The 21,946-nt window shown below is 47.7% G+C and carries 13 protein-coding genes; all 13 read left to right on the top strand.

The features are described from left to right. Positions 1-25: 25 nt before the first annotated feature. The 13 genes from RQP52_RS19905 to RQP52_RS19845 all read left to right on the top strand — a co-directional run bounded on the left by RQP52_RS19905 (position 26) and on the right by RQP52_RS19845 (position 21,870). The gene (locus RQP52_RS19905; RefSeq protein ID WP_315953492.1) at positions 26-2,362 is read left to right on the top strand and encodes an AraC family transcriptional regulator; all 2,337 of its coding nucleotides are present in this window, start codon (positions 26-28) and stop codon (positions 2,360-2,362) included. A gap of 319 nt (positions 2,363-2,681) precedes the next feature. Then, positions 2,682-3,524: an ABC transporter permease gene (locus RQP52_RS19900; protein ID WP_379170939.1), complete on the top strand. Its 843-nt coding sequence runs from the start codon at positions 2,682-2,684 to the stop codon at positions 3,522-3,524. A 12-nt stretch (positions 3,525-3,536) separates the two neighbouring features. Further along, a complete protein-coding gene (locus tag RQP52_RS19895) occupies positions 3,537-4,409 on the top strand; it encodes a carbohydrate ABC transporter permease (RefSeq protein WP_315953490.1) in 873 nt (290 codons plus the stop codon). Positions 4,410-4,489: 80 nt separating this feature from the next. After that, on the top strand, positions 4,490-6,016 hold the full coding sequence (locus tag RQP52_RS19890; RefSeq protein WP_315953489.1) for an extracellular solute-binding protein: 1,527 nt from the start codon (positions 4,490-4,492) through the stop codon (positions 6,014-6,016). Between the two features lie 245 nt (positions 6,017-6,261). Next, on the top strand, positions 6,262-9,567 hold the full coding sequence (locus RQP52_RS19885; protein WP_315953488.1) for a glycosyl hydrolase: 3,306 nt from the start codon (positions 6,262-6,264) through the stop codon (positions 9,565-9,567). A gap of 7 nt (positions 9,568-9,574) precedes the next feature. Next, on the top strand, positions 9,575-11,107 hold the full coding sequence (locus tag RQP52_RS19880) for a sulfatase family protein (protein WP_315953487.1): 1,533 nt from the start codon (positions 9,575-9,577) through the stop codon (positions 11,105-11,107). Positions 11,108-11,363: 256 nt separating this feature from the next. Further along, on the top strand, positions 11,364-12,332 hold the full coding sequence (locus RQP52_RS19875; RefSeq protein WP_379170717.1) for an ABC transporter permease: 969 nt from the start codon (positions 11,364-11,366) through the stop codon (positions 12,330-12,332). A 53-nt stretch (positions 12,333-12,385) separates the two neighbouring features. After that, entirely contained in the window at positions 12,386-13,252 is an 867-nt protein-coding gene (locus RQP52_RS19870) for a carbohydrate ABC transporter permease (RefSeq protein WP_315953486.1), read from the top strand. A 73-nt stretch (positions 13,253-13,325) separates the two neighbouring features. Beyond that, the gene (locus tag RQP52_RS19865; RefSeq protein WP_315953485.1) at positions 13,326-15,689 is read left to right on the top strand and encodes a helix-turn-helix domain-containing protein; all 2,364 of its coding nucleotides are present in this window, start codon (positions 13,326-13,328) and stop codon (positions 15,687-15,689) included. 171 nt (positions 15,690-15,860) lie between these two features. Next, on the top strand, positions 15,861-17,423 hold the full coding sequence (locus RQP52_RS19860; RefSeq protein WP_315953484.1) for a type 2 periplasmic-binding domain-containing protein: 1,563 nt from the start codon (positions 15,861-15,863) through the stop codon (positions 17,421-17,423). Positions 17,424-17,491: 68 nt separating this feature from the next. Next, positions 17,492-19,660, top strand: a complete 2,169-nt coding sequence (locus RQP52_RS19855; RefSeq protein ID WP_315953483.1) for a glycoside hydrolase family 88/105 protein — start codon at positions 17,492-17,494, stop codon at positions 19,658-19,660. 429 nt (positions 19,661-20,089) lie between these two features. After that, positions 20,090-20,977, top strand: coding sequence for an ABC transporter permease (locus RQP52_RS19850; RefSeq protein ID WP_315953482.1), 888 nt, complete (start codon positions 20,090-20,092; stop codon positions 20,975-20,977). A gap of 17 nt (positions 20,978-20,994) precedes the next feature. Continuing rightward, entirely contained in the window at positions 20,995-21,870 is an 876-nt protein-coding gene (locus RQP52_RS19845) for a carbohydrate ABC transporter permease (protein WP_315953731.1), read from the top strand. The last annotated feature ends 76 nt before the right edge of the window (positions 21,871-21,946 follow it).

Genomic DNA, 21,946 nt, shown 5'->3' with positions numbered 1-21,946 from the left:
ACAACAATTTTCTATCTAATCGACTATGCTAAATAAATGGAAATTGGCGGAAAAGTATCGTATTCTGCTTGTTGTCAATCAAGTTATAGGTGCAGGAGGACTGATTTTGATGAAAATGAGCTGGTATCATCGTATGCTGCTGTCTTACGCTCCTCTATTTTTCGTTGTCATTTCCGTCTTAATCTTTTCTTTTTTCTCGATATTAAACAACTCCGCACAGAAACAAATCGCGATGACGGATGACTCCATTGCGAGAAAGGTGATGCAGGCCGTCGACGCGAATCTGAAGGCTTCTGAACAAATGACGATCAAAGAAATTTTTACAGATGAGAAGTTAAAGGATTTCTATACGTATACGACCGGTGATAAAACGCTTTTTGATTACTTTGTCATTTCACATAAGCTGGATGATTTCTCTTCCCTGCTGCCTTTTTCCAGTTCCATTTATATGTACAACGAACAATCCGGAAAAATTTTATCCAGAAATGGGTTATCTGACTTGGATCAGTTTGGGGATCGTGACTTCCTTCTTGCTGCCTATCATGCGAAGACGGCGCCGGCCGGGTGGACAAGTCCGAGAAGTTATCGCGAATTCATTCATGATTCAAGTGAAGAACAAGTGGTGTCATTAGTCAAATTTTTCCCATTAGATGGTATCAAACAAGGAGCTGTCGTGGTAAACATCCGCGTTAGGGCACTAGTTGGGTTTATCAAAGATTTAACGCGATACGATGCTGGTTTCATTCGGTTACTCACTTCTAACCTGGAGCCTTTTGATCGAAACATGATGCTGCAGAACCAAAGTACTTCCGTACAAGAGTTAAAAAGGGAACGGATTCTTTCCGAATATACAGGGTGGCTGTATATGCCAAGCGGACAAAGGGATCAGAAATTATCGTTGATGTCCCAATTTAATGATCTTTGGATCATAGTGGGCATAGCGACTATTATTATTGGTGTGTTTTGGTTTACGTTTATTACCCACCGGCATTACAAGCCCATTCAGTCTATTGCGGTCAGGATCAATGATTACTCGAAACGAAAAAGCAGCGAGCTGGCGGGGGTCAATGAGCTGAAATTTATCGAATTAGCCATCGATAACTTGTTGGAAAGGACGAGCCAGTACGAGAAACTGCATAAAGATGATCTATTGATTCGTAGAAGGCAGGTGCTGGTCGATTGGTTGGAAGGACATAGGCTGATGAACGAAACGGAGTGGAGGCAAGAGACCACTAGATTACAACTCCCCTCCCAGTTCGACAGGTTGGCGGTGGCGGTGATGGAAATCGACCGATATGCTCATTTTATTAGTGACTATAGCTCGCGTGACCAGTACTTGCTTAAATTTGTCGTTAGCAATGTCCTTCAGGAAGTAGCCCAGAACGAAGGGATATTTGTTTGGAATGAATGGGTGGAACCACAGCAAATGGCTGTCATGTTCTACTTGAGTGATAGCCAGGAACAGGACGGCAATAAGATATATGATTTCATGAAGAAACTGCAGGATTGGATTCTGGCCAATCTTGAATTTACGGTGTCAGTTGGCATCGGGCCGGAAACCCAGACACTTGGAAACATCCCCCAAAGTTATGCAGAAGCCAAAAAACATTTGTCATACAAGCCGGTTTTTGGCTTAGGCTCACTGATTGGAAGCAGGGATGTACATGCAAAAACGGAAGGCCGAATTTTCCCGCATCTGCAATCGGTTCGCACCATCGTGAAGTCGTTCCGGACGGACGACGGGCAATGGCAGACGCATATGATTTCGCTTTTTCATGCTCTAAAGAAGGGACGGTTCTCCCAAGGGGATATCAACCATATTTCCAATTATTTGATTTATCATCTGAATAAAGAGCTCATGGAAATGACGGGAGAGGCACAGGAACTGTGGACCACGGAATATAAACCGGTGCTTGAAGCCTTAGTGGAGCACTCCGAAAAGCTGGAAGAATGGCATGAACGGTTGGTTATGCTGCTTTCTGAGCTTGAGCCCCGAGTTCGAGCCGCCCGTTATGCCAGGAACAATCATGAACTCATCTGCCAAGTCAAAGTGTATATCGAAACGAATTATTACGACTGTGATCTATCCTTAAACAGGATAAGCGACCATTTTGAAATGAATCCCCGGTATTTAAGCAAGCTGTTTAAAGAGGAGTTTGGGGAGAAATTTATTGATTATTTGGTGCGGATTCGTTTGGAGGAAGCTCAGAGATTGCTCCTTATGACCGATTTACCAGTACAAACGATCGCAGAACGGGTTGGCTATGTTCACGTCATTTCCTTTCACCGGGCTTTCAAAAATGCGCTTGGCATTCCACCGGGGGACTTTCGTAAAAAAACGGAGGTAAATAGCAAGGGATAAGTGGATTGGATACGTTAAAATAGCAAGCGCTTTCAATTATTTATTCGGAAATGTTAAGGTGTGAGAAAAGGTTAGGTCAGAGGAAAAAGCATTTTTCTTACATTTCGATAAGCGGCGATTCATGTTAATTGAACTTTGTCCAAACTTGGATTATTGTGGGAAGACAATGACGAAAAGGAGGGATCATATGCCTGGTAACGAACCTGCAATGGATAAGACGCTGGTCGCTCAGTACACTATTCGCTCGTCAGTCTTGAAAAAAAGCAAGAGGTTTATCGTAGGTCAAGATTGGCAGTTGTACGCGTTGCTATTTTTGCCCATGCTGTATTTCCTGATCTTCAAGTATATCCCGATGTATGGGGTAACGATCGCTTTCAAAGATTTCAATATGTTCCAGGGAGTATGGAAGAGTCCTTGGGTAGGCCTGGATGCTTTTCGTGAAATATTTCTTATGAAGGATTTCTACAAGGTGCTGCGAAACACGATGCTGCTCAATCTATTGGATCTGTTAGTATCCTTCCCGGCACCTATCGTTTTGGCTGTGTTATTGAACGAAATTCGCATCAAGTGGTTTAAGAAGGGTGCACAAACCATCTTATATCTGCCACATTTTATCTCATGGGTCATTATCGGAGGTATGGTTTATCAGCTGCTATCCACGAATACTGGTTTGGTAAACATTTTATTAAAATCCTCTGGAATGAAAGCGATTCCATTTCTGACTGAACCCATCTATTGGGTGATTACCTATGTGGGATCAGGTGTGTGGCAAAATGCCGGTTGGGGGACCATCATTTATTTGGCGGCTTTAGCGGGCATTAATAAAGAGTTATATGAAGCCGCGGAGGTGGACGGAGCGGGGCGCCTGCGTAAGATTTGGAACATCACGCTTCCCGGAATCAAACCAACGATTATGATCTTGTTGATCATCAACATTGGGCATATGGCGAGCATCGGTTTTGAACGTCCCTTTGTTCTGGGGAATCCATTAGTCACTGACGTGTCGGATGTCATAAGTACCTTTGTGTATAAGGTCGGGGTACAATCCGCCCGGTTTACAATCGCTACGGCCATTGGATTATTCCAGGCTGTCGTCGGGCTGGTCTTCTTGTTGTCATCGAACTATATTTCCAAAAAAGTGACCGACCAAGGCATTTGGTAAGGAGGGCGTCAAATGAGAGTTAGTGCAAGCGACAAGATTATCGATAGCTTCATCATCCTGCTTGTAACCGTGGCGTCCTTTATTTGCCTTGTTCCTATCCTTCACTTGATTGCCGTCTCGTTAAGTTCCAACGCGGCGATTTTATCGAATAAGGTGACGGTATTCCCGGTAGAATGGAACACATTGGCTTATGAATCGGTTTTCAAGGATGCCAAGATGATCAGCTCGTTATTTTTTACAATTTTACTTGTGGTTGTTTTTACGGTAGTGTGCATGATCATGACGATTTGCGCAGCCTACCCGCTTACGAAGAAAAAGCTGAAGGGCCGGGACTTCTTCTTAATTGTTATCGTATTTACGATGTTTTTCAGCGGAGGATTAATTCCGGAATATTTGCTTGTAAAATCGTTAAAGTTGACGAACACCATCTGGGCGTTAGTACTGCCCGGCATGATCAACGCTTTTTATCTGATCATCCTGAAATCCTTTTTTAGCTCTATTCCCGAAGAATTGGAAGAGTCTGCACGGATTGACGGAAGCTCGCATTTCGGAACTTTATTTCGAATTGTGTTACCGCTTTCATTACCTGTTCTGGCGACTTTAAGCTTGTTCTATGCGGTAGGGCGTTGGAACGGGTTCATGGATGCACTCTTTTATATTACCAATCAAGATTTATACCCGATTCAGCTGAAGCTGTACCAATTGGTCATCAGTAATCAAATGAGCGATGCGACGGCAACGGAAGGGATGAACGCTTTGGCCCCGATTCCCGAGAGTCTGAAAGCGGCAAGCATTATGTTTGCGACAATTCCAATTTTGCTCGTATATCCTTGGCTTCAACGGTACTTTATTTCCGGGATTATGATTGGCGCAGTGAAGGGTTGAAAGATTCTAACGATGAGTCCCATTTTACATGAAAAAGGGAGATGAATGATTTGCGCAATCGAAAATCGCTTATCCGGACAATGAACAGTTCACTCGCGGCCATTTTATTGGCAGGAATGTTGACAGCTTGCTCCAGCTCAGATGGTGCAAAGGAAAGCGGGGCTAAGGGAGAACCGGTAACGCTGAAAGTTGAGCTTTTCGACCGTGGCAATACGCCGCCTGGCGCGCCGCCGCTTACGGAAAGTTACTTTGTCAAATACATGCAGGAAAAGTTCGGCGACCCGAATAACATCAAGCTGCAGTTTGTAACGGTTCCGCGAACAGAGGAAGTGCCGAAACTGAACGTGCTGATGTCCGCTAATGAGGCGCCGGATATTATTTTTACCTATAGTGATCCCGCTGTTCAGAACTGGGTGAAGCAGGGAGGGCTGACTGAGCTTAGTGATTTGCTTAACCAGCACGGTGCGAATTTGAAAAAGTATCTCGGAGATAAGCTCCTGAGCTATGGTAATTTTGATGGCAAGCAGTATACCATCCCGGCTAAAAGAATTATTATCGCCAGCTCGACGCCTATCATCCGCAAGGACTGGCTTGACAAGCTGGGGATGAAGCCACCTGCAACGACCGATGAATTCTACGCTGTGTTGAAAGCATTTAAGGAGAAAGATCCGGGGAATACGGGAGGCAAGGTTATTCCTTACGGTATTCGCTATAACAATAACCTGGATCCTCTGGTTCGAACTTTTTGGAAAAAAATGACGGAAGAAGAATATTACTCGCTTCCGGATTTGATGAAACCGGGCAATAAAGAAGGGTATAAGTTTTTGAACAAGCTGTATAACGAAGGTTTGATTAGCCCTGATTTTGCCCTGGATAAAGATGGTAAAAAGTTTCAGGCGGATCTGGTGAACGGATTAATCGGATTTGCGATCACCAATACGAATGAACCCGTCTACCAGTCTTATTACTCTACCTTGCAGAAGAATGTGCCAAGTGCCACGCTGCTGCCTGTAGATCCGTTCACGAACTACGAAGGCAAACATGTAAAGCAGATTTACCACCCGCTGTCTGCTCATCTCATGATACCGAAAGCTAGCAAAAGGTCCGTCGAAGCCATTAAGTTTCTGAACTGGATGTCGGATTACAAGGTGATCTTCGACTTGCAGAACGGGACGGAAGGGGTTACTTACAAGAAGGGCGATGACGGCATTCCGGTTATTATGAACTCGGATGAAGCGAAAAAGGTGATGTACAATTATTTGGATTACAGCATGCTCATCAACGGCAAAGATATGGGTGATCAGGAGAAAACGTTAAAAGCAAACGCGGCTGATCCCAAATATAAGGACTTCACGATGAATAGTATCAAAGTTGGCGATCAAGACGGGCAGCTGCCTGCGCGTTTTGACAGACCGATCGAAGCGCAAATTAAATATAATCAAACGTTGGGTGATAAAGCCATTGAGATCTTTGTGAAGACGGTAACGGCAAAGCCGGCGGATTTTGATAAACTGTACGACGATATGGTTGCGGAGTATATGAAGACCGGCGGTAAAGAGGTTATGGATGAGCAGAAGAAAGTGTATCAGGAAATGAAAAAGAAGTAATAGCTGCATAAACAAATACCACAAGGCTGCCAGGAACTTTTGGCAGCCTTATTACGTACGCGGGCAGTAAGATCGGCTTGATTTCATTGATTTCGCAAGGATGTGCAAACCGGGCAAGATAGTTGCAGCAAGAATATAGCGCGTCAAAATAGTGCGATTGTTAGGGCAAAGTTACTTCCTTTATAGTGGTCAATAGATGGAAGCAATATTTTTCATATACGTACATGCCGAGGAGATGAACTTACATGGCCCAGTTTAATAGGCAGTCTTTTGCACAGCCGGAAGCGGAGTATCGCATTCATCCGTTTTGGTTTTGGAATGGGGAAATGGACGATGCGCAGATTCGTTATCAGATTGATGAAATGGCGGACAAAGGGTTGGGGGGATTTTTCGTCTGTGCGAGACAGGGGCTTGAGATTCCTTACTTATCCGATGCCTGGTTTCAAAAAGTACGCGTAGCGGTTGAAGCGGCCGAACGCCGCAATTTGCAGGTGTGGCTCTATGATGAGTACCCGTATCCGAGCGGTATCGCCGGCGGCGAGGTGACGCTGGAGCATCCGGAGGCCAAGCACTACACACTCGAGCACCGGGCCGAGCGGGTGCAGGGCGGAGAGCATGTGTCCATGGAGCTCCCGTGGGCGCGTATTTTGTATGCAAAAGCGATTCCAGTTAACTCGAAAGGTGACAAGCTTTGGGACGAAGCGGTGGATGTCCGTTCATCGATTGGGAACTTCCAAGCGGAGCCGATTTTTCAGAAAGCAGGCTTAACGAGTTACAACCAGAAGCGGTTCTTTACATACCGCACGATTCAGAAGATGGAGTGGACGGCGCCCCCCGGTGATTGGGAAGTACTGATCATGCAGGAGAAGGAAATCGAAGATTTCAAGTATTACGGGACGTTCGTTGATCCTTGCCATCATGAGGCAATGGCTACGTTTATTCGATTAACGCATGACAAATATGCGCAGCATTTGGGCGAATACTTCGGCGGTACGATCAAGGGCATGTTTACCGACGAGATCGGGCTCTTGGGGAAGCTGCCGTGGTCGCCGAAACTGCCGGCCTTTTTCATAGAGCAAAACGGCTATGATCTGCGGGAACATCTGCACGCACTTCTGTATGAAGATGGGGAGCAGTCGGCTCGTATTCGTTATGATTACTATCAAGCGATTCACGAGCTTCTGCTCAGCTCCTATCATAAGCAGGTGCATGATTGGTGTGAACGCTTTGGGCTTCAATACGTGACTGAAGTGCCGTCCGTACGGCATACGACACAGCGGTACAGTCATGTGCCTGGTGGGGATACCGCGCATGAAAAGCTCGGGCGTTCGCTGGATTGGATTTTGAATAATCAAGCGGAAAGCTTTCGTTCCAGCGCCAAAATGGTCAGCTCCATTGCCCGCCAATTCGGCCGCGAGCGCAACCTGATTGAGTGCTTCCATAGTGTGGGATGGTCCATGACGCTCCAGGACGCGAAGTGGATGATTGATCGTATGGCTGCGCAAGGTACGAACTTTTTTAACTTCCATGCTTTTTTCTACACGCTTGATGCCCTGATGAAGCATGACGCGCCACCTTCTCAGTTCCTGCAAAATCCGTATTGGCCGCATTTCAGGCAACTCGGCGATTACGTCGGCCGGATCAGCTATGTCATGAGCTGCGGTGAAGCGGACATTCGTACCGCGGTGCTTCAACCGACAACATCCCTGTGGGCCTACATGGGCAATCCTTTCCACCATTTTGATTATGGCGGTAACAACGCCGACGAGAAGCGCAAGCTTAACGATTTGAAGGCATGGTGGACGCGTATTTGCAACGAGCTGACCTACAGCGGCAGAGATTACGATCATTTGGATACAGGACTGCTGGCGGAAGCGGTGGTGGAGGACGGCAGGATTAGGCTGGGCAATGCCAGCTATACCAATGTGATCGTGCCGCCAATGACGAACTTGGAGAGTGGCGCATGGGCAAAGCTGGAACTGTTCCTGGCGCAAGGTGGAACGGTCATCAGCATGGGGCAATTGCCGTATCAAGCGATTGAAACGAATGGCTTGGACGCGACTTCCTCAGCGAGCGTGTTCGGTTTGCAGCAGCCTAGCGGAGAACATTTCTGGAACGAAGGCGCCGAATTAGCACCGGTGTGGTCCAAAGGCGCGGCGAGCGCGTACCATTTGCCATTCGCTGCAACGGCTGACGAAGCTGCAGTGCTGGGCAGTATGTCTATGCTGCTTGAAGAGCTTCATCCGCTGGCGGTGAAGCTTGAACCGGCATACGGCGGACGCAGTATCCTCCTGCAGACTCGCCAAATCGATGCGGACAGTTTCCTTGTCTTCGTAAGCAATCAAGAAGAGGCAGAGCGTGATTTGACTTTGCAAATCTCAACCGCTTTATGGGAGGGCATTGCGGGGAATGCGGCTCTGTTTACAGAGCTATCCTTGGATCGCGGCGACGAGGCGTCTGTCCAGTCTGAACGTACGGGCAACGGTTGGACGCTGCCGGTCGTACTGGATGCCTACGAATCAAGACTTTTCTGTATCACGCGCAATGCAGCTGTCCAATCTTCGGCAGACAAACCTTGGCAGCTCAACGTCGATGCGTCGGAATCGACCTTATGGACCATGCAAACCGAGGAGGATAACGCGGTTCGGCTCGATGCGTTTCACCTATCCATTCCTGGTGTGAACAGCTTGGAATCGGGCGCGGAGGAGGACGCGCCATTGGTGCAGGTCAAAACGTTCATTGACCAGTGTGCGGACTTGACAGCTTCGACGAAGCTGCCGGTACACATGAGCCAATTGTTCGGAACGCCGATGCGCATCAGTTTGGCCTATCCGCTTCAAGCCCGGTATTCCACAACCATCGTCGTGGAAAACCTACTGGATCGGGTGTTTCTCGTGATGGATCAAGGAGCGCTTTCCGGAGAAGGCTCGATTTCTATTAACGGTCATCGTCTTCAGAAAACGGATTTTGCGAAACACGTTTTGTATGACTATTTGAACGTAGGTTGCGAAATTACATCGTATCTGCAGCCTGGCGTCAATGAAATATCGGTTGAGGTGACGGTCGAGCAGGATTGGCATGGTTTGATCGATGCGTTGTATCTAACAGGGAGCTTCCAAGCCGGCTTTGACGCCGAACAGCGCCCCGTCTTGAAGCGTCCGGTCGTCCAGCAGCATCCGCTTGCGGCAAGTCCATATGCCGGTTATCCGCATTTTGCCGGAACGATGACCTTCAGCCGTGAGTTTCAGCAGGGTCGATTGCCCGAAGGGGACATTTTCGAGCTAACATTTGAAGGACTGGACCGTGAGTTCCACGACGTGGCGGAAGTGCTGGTGAACAATGTGTCACTTGGCGCCCGTGCCTGGATGCCGTACCGCTTCAGCGGCCCTACCTCGATACTGACGGAAGGTACGAACCGTATTGAAGTTCGCGTGACGAACACGTTAATCGGCTTGCTGGAAGGGAAATATTTTGATTATGCGAAGCACGAATTGAAGCCGGCTTACACAGCCAAGCGGGTACAGTCCTACCAGAACCCGGAAGGAGAGTAAGACGTTCATGCCAAACAACACAGAACAAGCAGCGATCAAACCCAATATTATCTTCTTCATGACGGATCAGCATCGCTGGGATTGTATCGGTGCCTACAACGAGCATATCCATACGCCGAACATCGATAAACTGACGGCGCAGGGAATCACGTACAGCCAAGCGGTATGTCAGGCGCCGATGTGTGTGCCTAGCCGCACCTCCATGATGTTCGGCTATTATCCCTCGCAGCTCGGTGTGCGAACCAATCACGGCGGCTTGTACGACGAAGACAAGCTGCCGAGCGATCCGCTCCCGGAATTGATGCGAAAAGCAGGGTACCAAACCGCAGGCTTCGGGAAAACCCATTGGAATCACGGAGTGAAAAATCCGGTTCCCTCAACACGGGGCTTCGAAGTACGGGCCGTCGGATTGTCTCGCGACAGCGGACATTATGAGGATGGCGCTGTCATGATGGGGGATGCCGAGCCAGAGGGGCTCGCCGCTTATTATGAAGAAACGAAAGACTACGGTGGCGGTGAGGAGAATTCTAAAGGCTATATCGGCTGCACGAGTCAAGTACCGACGCATTGGCACCGTGACGGATGGGTGGCTGAGCAATGTTTGAATTTTATTGATGAGGGGCTGGACGAGTCACGCCCGCTGTTCCTCTATCTTTCCTTCTTGAAACCGCATGCCGGCTTCAATGTGCCGAAGGAATTCGAGGATCTATACGATATCAACGAGATGCCGGATATCGCTCAGCCGCCATGGGAGCTTGAGCAGAATACGCATCTGGCCGCGACCGACGCTGTGAATGAGAGCAGCCAGAGCAACTATTGGGAAAAGCGGCACGTATGGGAAGCGATGACACCGGAGGAGCGCAAGCGGACAACGCTTCGCTATTGGGCGAATTGCTCCTGGCTTGACGATTACTTGGGGCAGGCTTTGGATCGGTTGGAGCGGCAGGGGCGGCTGGACAATGCCTTAATCGTCTTCGTCTCCGACCATGGTGAGATGCTGGGCGAGAGACAGCACCGCTTCAGCAAATATTGTTTGTATGATAGCAGTGTCCGTGTGCCGATGATCTTAGCCGGGAGTTATTTGCCGCAAAGGGTACGGGGGTCAGTAGACGACCGCCCCGCCGAGTTGGTGGATCTCGTGCCGACCTTATCCAAGGTAGCGGGATTGCCGGTGAATCCGCAATTGCCCGGGCTGGATCTGCTGGGTGAAACGCAGCGTCTTGGGACTTTCTGCGAATTTCATGGCAAAGGAGCGGAACCGCACCACTCGGCTCCTGCGTTGATGTGGAGAAAACAGGATTACAAACTGATCCTGTACATGCCTGGTAAGCTCGGAGAGGCGATTGGACGAATCGGCGAGTTTCAAGGAGAGCTGTACGATCTGGCAGCGGATCCTAACGAATGGCATAACGTGTATGCCGATGAGCATTATGCGAGAATCCGTGAACGCATGACGGGGGAGCTTCTGATGCATTTGGCATGCGTCTGGTCCCGCGGCCCGGTTTTTTATGACCGGCATGGGCTTGCGGCAATGGAATAACAATGAGGGGCTGCCCAAGTGTCGGAACTGACCAGGGGTCGCCCCTTTTTGCGCGTATCGGGATGTAATCCTTGTTGTGGCGCGCTTTCTACCCTTTTGCACAAGATTGTCTCAATCGGCAAAATAGTCTCACCTTCCAATCCAGTTGCGACAAAATTGCCCTAAACCCGAACAATATTGTCTGATTGTAAACGGTAACGTTTTATTCTAAGTTGTTAAGCATACGAGAAAAAAATGAGAAAGGGGAATGGAGAGGATGGCATTCATGCAACCGGAGTCTACGGCATCTGACCAACTAGCGAAGTCCCGAGAATGGCATAAGAGAGGCATTCTAAGAGATTTAAGGCGCGATAAATATTTATATTTGCTCGGCCTGCCAGGCGCATTGTTTTTTCTGATATTCAAATTTGCCCCGATGTGGGGCGTCGTCATTTCATTTCAAAACTTTTCGCCGTTTGCCGGCATAACCGGCAGCGAATGGGTGGGGTTCGAGCATTTCGAACGATTTTTTACCAATCCGGACTTTATGCTGCTTTTCCGTAATACGATGGCCATTAATTTGCTGAACCTCGTGCTCTTTTTCCCGCTGCCTATTGTGCTTTCATTGCTCTTAAATGAGCTTCGCAGCGTAGTGTATCAGCGGGTCATTCAATCGATCGTCTACATGCCGCACTTTCTCTCATGGGTCATTATTTCCGGTTTAACGTTCCTCATGTTTGCCAAAGGTGAAGGCTTGGTTAACAAAATGCTGGAAGGACTAGGCTTGGCCAGGATTGACTTTTTAACGAATCCAGATACGTTCTGGGGCATGTTGACCTTGCAGTCGATCTGGAAGGAATGCGGTTGGGGGACTATTCTCTTTCTGGCCGCGATGGCAAGCATTGACCCAGGGGTTTATGAAGCTGCAAAAATTGATGGGGCAAGCCGACTTCGCCAAATGTGGCACATTACCCTGCCGGCGATCCGCAACGTCATCATCACACTGCTCATTTTACGCCTCGGCCATATGCTCGATGTTGGTTTTGAGCAGGTATTCCTGATGTACAATGGCGCTGTTTCCCATGTGGCTGAAGTATTCGATACCTATGTGTACCGGGTCGGTATTCAACAAGGCGAGTTTAGCTACAGTACCGCTGCCGGCTTGTTCAAATCGATTGTAGGCTTAGTGTTGGTCGTAGTGGCAAACTGGATTTCGAAAAAAATGGGCGAAGAAGGGGTTTACTAACGTCCATATCAGGGAGAGACATAGCTATAGCAATGTCCTTAGGAGGGAATTATATGAAAGAAGGATTGGGAAACCGGTTGTTTAACATAGGGAATATCGTATTGCTGGGTCTGGTAGGCATCATCACCTTTTTCCCGCTGTATTATGTGTTTGTCGTTTCTTTTACCGATCCTACGGAATATTTGAAGGAAAGCTTCGTGCTTTTTCCAAAGACGTGGTCGCTTGAATCCTATAAATTTCTGATGGCGACAGGCGCTTTTCCGAAATCGATCGGTGTAAGCGTCTACGTGACTCTAGTTGGTACGGCACTCAGCTTGATCTTCACTGCTTCATTGGCGTATACATTATCCAGAAAAAGGCTTCGCGGCAGACGATTCGCCCTAATCGCGATTCTAATCACTATATTGTTTAATCCTGGTATGATTCCGAACTATATGCTGGTACGTGAATTGCACCTCATCGATAGCCTGTGGTCGCTCATTTTGCCGGCACTTGCAAGCGGGTGGAACGTCATCTTGATGAAAGGCTTTTTCGATAGTATCCCTGCCGAGCTGGAGGAATCCGCTTCAATGGACGGTTGCAACGACTTGTCGACCTTTTTTCGAATTATATTGCCGTTGTCGCTCCCTTCGCTGGCTGCATTCGGTTTGTTTTATGCGGTCGCTTACTGGAACCAGTTCTTTAACGCACTGATTTATATTAACGATGCCAGCAAATGGCCGCTGCAAGTGATGCTGCAAAACATTTTGCTCAATGCGAACAACACGGATCTGCGGATGGATGTTTCCACGGTACCACCTCCTTCTGAAACATTAAAAATGGCTGCGGTGATTGTTGCGACGGTTCCCATTTTGGTGGTATATCCTTTCTTGCAAAAGCATTTCGCTAAAGGTGCGATGGTAGGCTCGGTCAAGGGGTAACGGCTCGAAGGGAAGGGATTCCAGCTCCAGATGTCGAATCGTGTAGAAAATCAGTTATTGGAAGGTGAGCATCTTGACTGGAATTTTGGGCGCGTTATTCAGCTATTTTCAAAAATATAAATATAACAATCGGTTTTTCTGGAAAAGCCTTGCGATGATTCTCATTATGGCAAGTATTCCCGGGCTTATTACCGGCCTCAGTATTTATTGGATCGCCACGAACAATGTGGAGGAAGAGCTTCAGGGACTTCACCAGAATCAGATTAGCAACCGGGCGGCGAATATCGACGACCAGCTTGCTTTTCTCGAAATGACGGTATCCCATTGGGCGTTCGACTCCAAGTTTGACGATAAATTGAAGACGCTTAACTTTGCCTATAATTACGAGACGGTTCAGGATATGTACCGGACCCTGTTATCTCTTGAGAGCTCGCATCCTTTTCTGCAGAAAGTAGAACTGTTTCTGGACAAGCCGCGTCCGCTCGTCTTTACAACGGAACGCTACAAATTTCTAAGTGATTCGGCCGATGTCGAGAGCTACGAGAACTTGCTTCATCATGATAAGTCGATGTTCTGGACGTTTCCGAAGATTCAAGGAACGAGCAAGATGGGGCTTACGATTGTGAATAAAATTCCCGGCGACAGCACCGAACCCTTCGGTGCTCTTGTTGCCACATTGAATCAGGACAACTTGTTGAAGGTGCTAAAAACGCTAACTCCTTATGATGAAGGCGTCACGATGCTGTTCAATGAGGAGGACAACTGGAATTTATCCAGCAGCAGCGGGGCGGAAGGATCGAAGCTCGATCAAGCGCTTAAACAAGCCTACATGAAGCATCAAGCGGATTTAGGGGAAGCAGCGGTGAACGACGCCAAGCCTGAATCGTTGTTATTTGATTATCAAAAGGTTTCGTATTCGGTTTCGTACGGTCACTTTAACCGGCTGGGCCAGAAGTGGGTGTATATCTCCGCTGCGCCGCTATCGTCGATTACAGCCCCGGTCGTTTCCATTTCCAAGTGGATATTAATTATTAGTTTCTCCGGCCTACTCATTGCCCTGCTGCTCTCTTGGTTCGTGTCCCGCCGAATCTATCATCCCGTACAGCGGCTGCTGACCCTGCTGTCCGGTGAAAAGAATGGCGAGGTGAAGGACGAATTTGCCATGATCGAGAAGCATTGGCAGCATATGTCCAAGGAAACCGAGACGATGCGGCACAAACTTAAAGAGCAAATGCCGCTTTTGCGAGAGGGTTTCTTCCTCCAGCTGGCGCAGGGCTACTTGATTTCTCTGCAAGAAAGCGACTTGAAGGAACGGATGAAGCGATATGGCTGGGAAACGGAGGAGCGTCAATTTGTAGCGCTTGTGTTTCAATTGACGGGTTTTGCCAACCTCGAAGGAAGGTTCTCGCAAGGCGATGAAAGTCTCGTGACCTACGCCGCCGCCAACATTATCGATGAGCTGTTCACAAGCCAATATGAGCAAGCGGAAATTATGAATTTCCATAACTTTTCGATCGGGGTTCTGCTATCCTTTCCCGTAGCTCACCCGTTAACCTGGTTAGAGGATGATTTGGAGCAGGTATGTCAAGAAATCATTCTGGCGATTAACCGCATTCTGAAAATGCAGGTTACGATATCGGTCAGCAAATGGGTTCACAACGTGAAACAAATACCACATTTGTTCGAGGAAGTGAAGCAAGCGTTGGTATATCGAGATTTGCTCGACGAGAATCAGATTATTAAGACGGAGCAGCTTTCCAAGCTCAATGTCTTTAAGGAAACCGGCTATCCGTTCACCTTGGATAAAGAAATTATTCATGCGATTCGCAACGGTCAAGAGTCAGACGCTGTTGATTTGATCGGACAATTTATGAAGGAATTGGCGGCGAACGGCTCGACCGAATTTATGCTTCAACAAGGCATGCTGCAGCTCTTGGGCAGCATTCGGTATGCGTCCTTGCAATCGGGGATGAATCCCGTGCAGTTGTTCGGCAGTGTGAACTTGTTCGAGCAGCTTGCGCAAATTAAAGAGCCCGAGCAAATGCTCAAGTGGTTTCAGCACAAAGTGATTGCGGTCTTCGTTCAGGAAATGATCTCCCGTCAGGATTATCATTTCAAGCAGATCATTGAGCAAGTAATCGCCCATTTACGCGAGCAGTACATGACGCAATTATCGCTCGAATCGTGCGCCGATTTATTCGGCACAAGTCCATATACGTTAAGCAGGGCTTTTAAGCAAATTACAGGGATTAATTTTATCGATTTCTTGACGAATATTCGGATTAGCAATGCCAAGTCTTTGCTCATTGAAACGGATATGAAGATTAACGAAGTGGCCGATGCGATCGGCTATCAACATAGTTATTTCAATCGGCTTTTCAAAAAGTACGAAGGGATCACACCAAGTCAATTTCGCGAGGTAAACCGCACGGAATAAGGGGTTTGGGCCTTTGTGCATCGAAGTGCAAGCTGCAAGATAGTCCTAGAATGGCTGAAATGGCAGTACAAAAAAGTCCGATTGTCGATCAAAGTGGAATGTACTATTGTCAACCTTGTGCTCTGTTAAGGCGTTCGATACACAGAAGTTCATAACAAGGGAGGATCACAAATGAAAGTAAGAAAAAACAAAAAAGTTGTCTTGGGCTCGATGATACTGATGCTGGCATTATCTAGTGTCGTGGCTGCATGCGGGAACAAAGCGGATACGGGTAAAAGCACTGCCGCAGGCGGAACGGAAGCACCGCTTGAAGTGAACATCATGACGATTTTGCTTACACCGTCTCCGGCAGCAGATGATAACAAAATTAAACAGGCTATTGAAAAAGCAACCAACTCCAAAATGAAAATTCAATGGGTATCCGGTAACAACTATACGGATAAATTGAACGTGACATTGGCATCCGGCGATATTCCTGATTTGATCACGATTAACGATCCGTTTACATCGGTTTTCCGTAATTCGGTATCGCAAGGCGCTTTCTGGGATTTGACTCCTTACATCAAAGATTATCCGAACTTGAATTCCAAAATTTCCAAAACGGCTTGGGACCTGACGAAAATGCAGGATGGCAAAAACTACGGTATTCCGCGTCCTCGCCCGGCTGAAGCCGATTCCTTCTTCATTATTCGCAAGGATTGGCTCGACAATCTCGGAATGCAGGTGCCAACAACAACCGACGAGCTGTACACGGTTATGAAAGCCTTTGCGGAGAAAGATCCGGATAAAAACGGCAAGAACGATACAACGGCACTCGCTGCCTTCATGACGCCTCCGGCAGATATGGGAACGCTTGCGATGATTGAGAACAGCTTCACGGGCGCGAACGTGAAAAACGATAAATGGAAGTTGGTCGACGGCAAAATCGTCAATACCGCGTTGCTGCCTGAAACTCGCAGTTCTATTGAGTACTTGACTAAAATGTACAAAGATAAGCTGTTACCGGAAGATTTCGCTTCCTACAAGCTGTCACAGGCTGCAGATCTGTTCAACGGCGGTAAAGCGGGTATCATTATGGATAAAGCGGGCACGATGAACGATCACTATGAATTGTTGAAAAAAATCGATCCGAACATGAAGCCAACTGATTTCTATCCGTTGACCAATATGAATGGATACAATCCGAAAGGCCCTGGCTTCTCCGGTATGATTTCTATTCCGAAATCCGTGCCTGAAGCGAAAATGAAACGTATCTTGAAAATGGTCGATACGTGGATGAATGACGATGTATTCGCTATTCAGCAATACGGCATTGAAGGTGTGGATTATACGGTGAAAGATGGCCAAAAAGTGATCAATACCGAGCAGCTGGCCAAAGATAACGGTCCTGACTTTAACCAAATTGTCTATGTAGCAGATCCATATGCGAGCTCTACGAAGGTATACTTCCCGAAAGAAGCAAACGATCTGTTTATGAAGATCCAGGATGATCGTGCCAAAACAAGCGTAGCTGATATCAGTATCGGCCTGTATTCGCCGACAGCGCAAAAGCTGCTGCCTGAGTTTGAGAAGAAAGTACAAGATTTGAAAACAAAAATCATTCTGGGCCGTGAGCCGATTACCGCTTGGGACAATTTCGTTGCAAAAGCCAAAACAGATGCTGACTTAGCGAAAATGAGCCAAGAAATGACGGACGCTTACCAAAAACGCAGCGCTGGCGCAGCAGCTAAATAAAAATTAAATCTGGCAAGGGGCGGGGAAACTTCGCCCCTTTCTGCATTGGAATGGGAGAGGAAGAGACCATGGCTGAGCGTTATATTGACATCAATGAGAGTATTTATACGAAATGTGGAGACCGCGTAAGCGAAATTTTAGCTACAGTAGCCGACCGATATGTAGGCAACAACCCGCCTCATCCGATGGCGTACCGGGCTTTTTGTGCCAATGGGATATTGAAGAATCACGATTATAGTTATGAGTTTCAATTTGTAAATCGGTTTCCCGAGCTTCAGAACGGACAGATGGTTTACGCATGGTCGCAATATTGGAGTGACGTGGAGACGCCGCTCAATTTCATCTTGCACTGCTATGGTCCGCTCACGTTGTATGCGAATGGGCAACCCGTTTATAAAGCCAATATCGCCGATGAACTGAATCCAAAACGCAGAACGGTCGTGACGATTCAGATGAAGAAAGGCTGGAATCACTTGGTGTTCCAGTTTACGAAAACGGAAGCGGGCTGTGGAGGTTCTCTGGGGCCAGGTTCCTATAAGAGCAACCCGATCCATTTCCTGGCACCTTCACCCGAGCGATTCGGCCACGAAGGATGGATCTACACTGCCCCGCAGGATCATGTGTGGAGCGAGCTCCCGGGTGATGGAAGCACGGAAGGAGATCACGGCATCGCTTGGTTTCCGAAGCTGACGTGGAGTGATGCCGAGCAGGCGAAAAACCCGGTAGCCCGCATCTTCGGCGAATTGAATGAGGGGTATGTACTCGCGTGGACGAAGCTTCGCTCCTTTTCGGCAGAACCCCGGCTGGTTGAATTAAGCGGTCATGCGGAAGGTAGCATTGCGATTTATGTGGATGGGGAACTGCAAGCAAACATCGACAAAGCAGGCGCTTTTTATGTCGTGCTGCAGTTAGCTTATGGCGAGCATAATCTCGTCATTCAATGTTATGGCTCGAACGGAAGCGCAGGTTTTCGTCTGGACCCTCTTTCGGCAGGCATTGAGCTTGTAGAGCCTTATCCTGTACATGGGGCGAAGGACGAGTGGCTGTATGTGGGGCCTTTCGGTGCAGAGGACGTGATGCCTGATGTTGAAGCTTCGCTGTTTGCCTTGGTGGAGACGCAGGAAGGCGGAACCTTCTGGCGTCTGGATCAGCCGAACACGTGGGTGCGGCCGTTCACGGAGAATGCCTTGTTCGGCAAGTGGAACTATCCGCTTGGCGTGACATTGTATGGGATGCTGCAGACTGGTAAGCTGCTCGGCCGCGACGATTTGCTGCAGTATGTGTACAAGCATATTGAAACCTGCACGCGGCTTTACACCTATGCGGGCTGGGATAAAGCCCAGTACGGCGCCTCAGGTGTGTTGAACACGCTGGCTACACTGGACAGCTTGGATGATTGCGGTTCCTTTGGAGCAACGATGCTGCTTGCGCTGCAAAATCAGCCGCTTCAAGGCGCTGAGCGGATTGCCGATGTAATTGCAAATTATATTAGCAATCAGCAGGATCGACTGCCTGATGGATCGCTGTACCGCAAGCCGAAGCATGTTGATTTCCCGAACGCGACGTTGTGGTGCGACGATTTGTATATGAGCGTGCCGTACATGTGCCGCTGCTACCAGCGGACGAGTGATATCCGTTACTTGGAAGATGCAGCCAATCAATTCATCCAATTTAAGAAAAAATTGTACATCCCTGAGCTGCAAATCATGTCTCACGTCTATGACTTCGGGATCGACAAACCAACGAAAATTGCTTGGGGCCGCGGCAATGGCTGGGTCATTTTCTCCTTGTCCGAATTACTGGCCGTGTTGCCTGACGACCATGCACAGCGCAATGAGCTGCTGGAATTCTTCAATGAACTGAGCGAAGGTTACTTGCGCCTGCAAGGGGAGAATGGTCTGTGGCACCAAGTGCTGACAGAACCTGCCTCGTATGAGGAGACTTCCTGCACCTCCATGTTCTTGTATGCATTTGCTCGCGGGGTCAGATATGGGTGGCTAACAGAAACTGAGAAGTATATCGCAGCGATTCATAAGGGCTGGAACGGAATGGCCCGCATCTCCATCGATAAATTCGGCAACGTGTACGGTGTGTGCCGCGGTTCGGGATATTCGTATAGCGTGGGCTACTATAAAGACGATCTCTCCTGGCTGCTTAATGATACGCACGGCATCGGTATTGTGCTGCTTGCCGGCATTGAGGTGCTGCAGCTGGAGCGTCACTTGGGCTCCGTTTGACAGCGTTCTTGAAGCGATAGTAAAGCGTTCTTGAAGTAGTACTGAAAATCCCTTTCCCTCTAGGTTCGAAGAACATTCGAACACGAACCAGGGGATTCATAGTAACGGGTAGCGTTCTTGAAGCGTTCTCTCGTATCTTAACCCCTCCATGTGAGAAATGGAGGGGTTTTTGGCATCCTGCTGCTTTTCCTATATTGAAATAGTTGAGGTAAGTGAAAAAGGTGAGATCAGATGGCTATGTAAGAAATGTGAACTACTCGGAAATGTGTGAATTGAGAGGGCGGAGATCACGAGATAAGATAAATCCAGAGTTTGGCAAAGCGATTCAAGGTTATCGAACATCAAATTGTGAGGAAGGTGAGACAAATAGAAAAGCTGCTCAATACGACAGTATCTGGAAAGCTCAATAGGAGACGGGGATTCGATCGCATGCGTTTCCGGCAAAACGTCCCCATTATGCTTATGTTTTTACCGGCGCTAGCCTTTTTTCTTATCTTCCGATATGCACCTATCGGGGGCCTGGTTATTGCCTTTAAAGAGTATAATTTTGGCGATGGTGTATTCGGAAGTCCCTGGGTAGGTTTCAAAAACTTCGAGATTCTGTTCTCGCAGCCGCAAATGCTGCGAATTATCCGCAACACGATTATTCTGAGCTTTCTACAAATTGTTGTCGGGTTCCCCTTTCCCATTTTCTTGGCAATTCTTTTGAACGAAGCCAGGAAGTTATGGTTTAAAAAACTGGTGCAAACCCTTGTTTATTTGCCTCATTTTCTGAACTGGGTGATTATTGGCGGTATTATTGCCCTCGTGTTTGCCCAGGAAAAAGGGGTGCTGAATCACTTTGTTACCCAATGGTCAGAAACACCTTATCCCTTTTTGTACAAAGAGAACAGTTGGATAGCCATATTTGTAGGCAGTGGGATATGGAAAGAAGCGGGTTGGAACGCCATCATTTATTTGGCAGCTCTTGCTGCCGTTGACCCGTCGCTGTATGAAGCCGCCAGCATGGATGGAGCAGGGAAATTAAGGCAAATTTGGAGCATTACACTACCGGCTATATTACCGACCATTGCGATCATGTTCGTGCTATCGGTTGGCCACTTTATGGAGGTCAGCTTCGACCAAATTTATGTGCTGCAAAATTCGGCCGTATCCGCTGTGTCAGATGTCATCTCCACCTGGAATTTTCGGGTGGGCATTAACGGCGGCCAATTTAGTCTGGCTACGGCAATGGGCTTTTTCGAGTCGATGGTTGCCCTATTGCTCGTCATTGCAGCCAACGTACTTGCCAAACGAACAGGCAATAGCCTTTGGTAGAAAAGGAGGGTATTCTCATTAAAGCTTCGTCTACAGAAAAGATATTCTACTTGATAAATTATGTCCTCCTTGGCGCTATCGCTGTCAGCTGCTTACTCCCCATGCTGCATATGCTCGCTTTGTCACTCAGTACCAATGATGCCATCTTATCCGGATTTGTCAGCTTATGGCCGATCGGATGGAATTTCGAGACGTACCATAAGCTTTTTACAGGGACTCGCATTTTACAAGCGGCTCGGAATAGCGTTGAAGTGACAGCGGTCGGAACGTTTCTCAGTATGCTGTTCACCTTATTAGGGGCATACCCCTTATCGAGAAAGTTTATGTACGGCCGAAAATTTTTCACCATGCTGATTGTGTTTACGATGATTTTCAATGGTGGATTAATTCCCACTTATCTTGTCATCAAATCACTCGGATTGGTCAACACCTATGGCGCACTTTGGCTGCCTGGATTAATAAGCGTTTATAACATGCTGGTTATGCGCTCATTCTTTAACGGCTTTCCAGAGGAGATTGAAGAAGCGGCCCGCATTGATGGCTGTGGAGAAATCAGACTGTTGCTTCAGATTGTCCTGCCGCTTTCTTTGCCGGTACTCGCCGCACTTACGCTTTTCTACGGCGTTGGCTACTGGAATTCCTTTTTCAGTGTCATGATTTATATCAACGATTCCAGTAAAAATACGCTCGCTGTACTTATTCAGCAAATGATTTCCAGCCAGCAGCTGCTGCAGGAAATTGCAAACACGTCTTCGGAGGATCTAACATCCGTTACACCGGAGTCGATTAAGGCGGCAGGGGTATTCGTCATGATTGTGCCAATGCTTATCTTATATCCTTTTCTGCAAAAGTATTTTGTGAAAGGCGTAATGATTGGTTCTGTTAAAGGATAAGTTGAACATCTGATTTTCTGACAAGTCTGCTCTTCCTAAAAGAAGAATGCTTGTATACAATACTAAACAGGAGGGT

The organism is Paenibacillus violae (assembly GCF_032461945.1).
GTDB lineage: Bacteria > Bacillota > Bacilli > Paenibacillales > NBRC-103111 > Paenibacillus_E > Paenibacillus_E violae.
The sequence above is the reverse complement of the archived record's forward strand: the minus strand, read 5'-3'. Positions and strand labels throughout refer to the sequence as shown.

Bases quoted from the DNA above. Each gene is read 5' to 3' on its own strand.
- RQP52_RS19875 (WP_379170717.1), top strand. From the start codon at position 11,364: ATGGCATTCATGCAACCGGAGTCTACGGCATCTGACCAACTAGCGAAG.
- RQP52_RS19880 (WP_315953487.1), top strand. From the start codon at position 9,575: ATGCCAAACAACACAGAACAAGCAGCGATCAAACCCAATATTATCTTC.
- RQP52_RS19860 (WP_315953484.1), top strand. From the start codon at position 15,861: ATGAAAGTAAGAAAAAACAAAAAAGTTGTCTTGGGCTCGATGATACTG.
- RQP52_RS19850 (WP_315953482.1), top strand. From the start codon at position 20,090: ATGCGTTTCCGGCAAAACGTCCCCATTATGCTTATGTTTTTACCGGCG.
- RQP52_RS19905 (WP_315953492.1), top strand. From the start codon at position 26: ATGCTAAATAAATGGAAATTGGCGGAAAAGTATCGTATTCTGCTTGTT.
- RQP52_RS19890 (WP_315953489.1), top strand. From the start codon at position 4,490: ATGAACAGTTCACTCGCGGCCATTTTATTGGCAGGAATGTTGACAGCT.
- RQP52_RS19885 (WP_315953488.1), top strand. From the start codon at position 6,262: ATGGCCCAGTTTAATAGGCAGTCTTTTGCACAGCCGGAAGCGGAGTAT.
- RQP52_RS19895 (WP_315953490.1), top strand. From the start codon at position 3,537: ATGAGAGTTAGTGCAAGCGACAAGATTATCGATAGCTTCATCATCCTG.
- RQP52_RS19855 (WP_315953483.1), top strand. From the start codon at position 17,492: ATGGCTGAGCGTTATATTGACATCAATGAGAGTATTTATACGAAATGT.
- RQP52_RS19870 (WP_315953486.1), top strand. From the start codon at position 12,386: ATGAAAGAAGGATTGGGAAACCGGTTGTTTAACATAGGGAATATCGTA.
- RQP52_RS19900 (WP_379170939.1), top strand. From the start codon at position 2,682: ATGCTGTATTTCCTGATCTTCAAGTATATCCCGATGTATGGGGTAACG.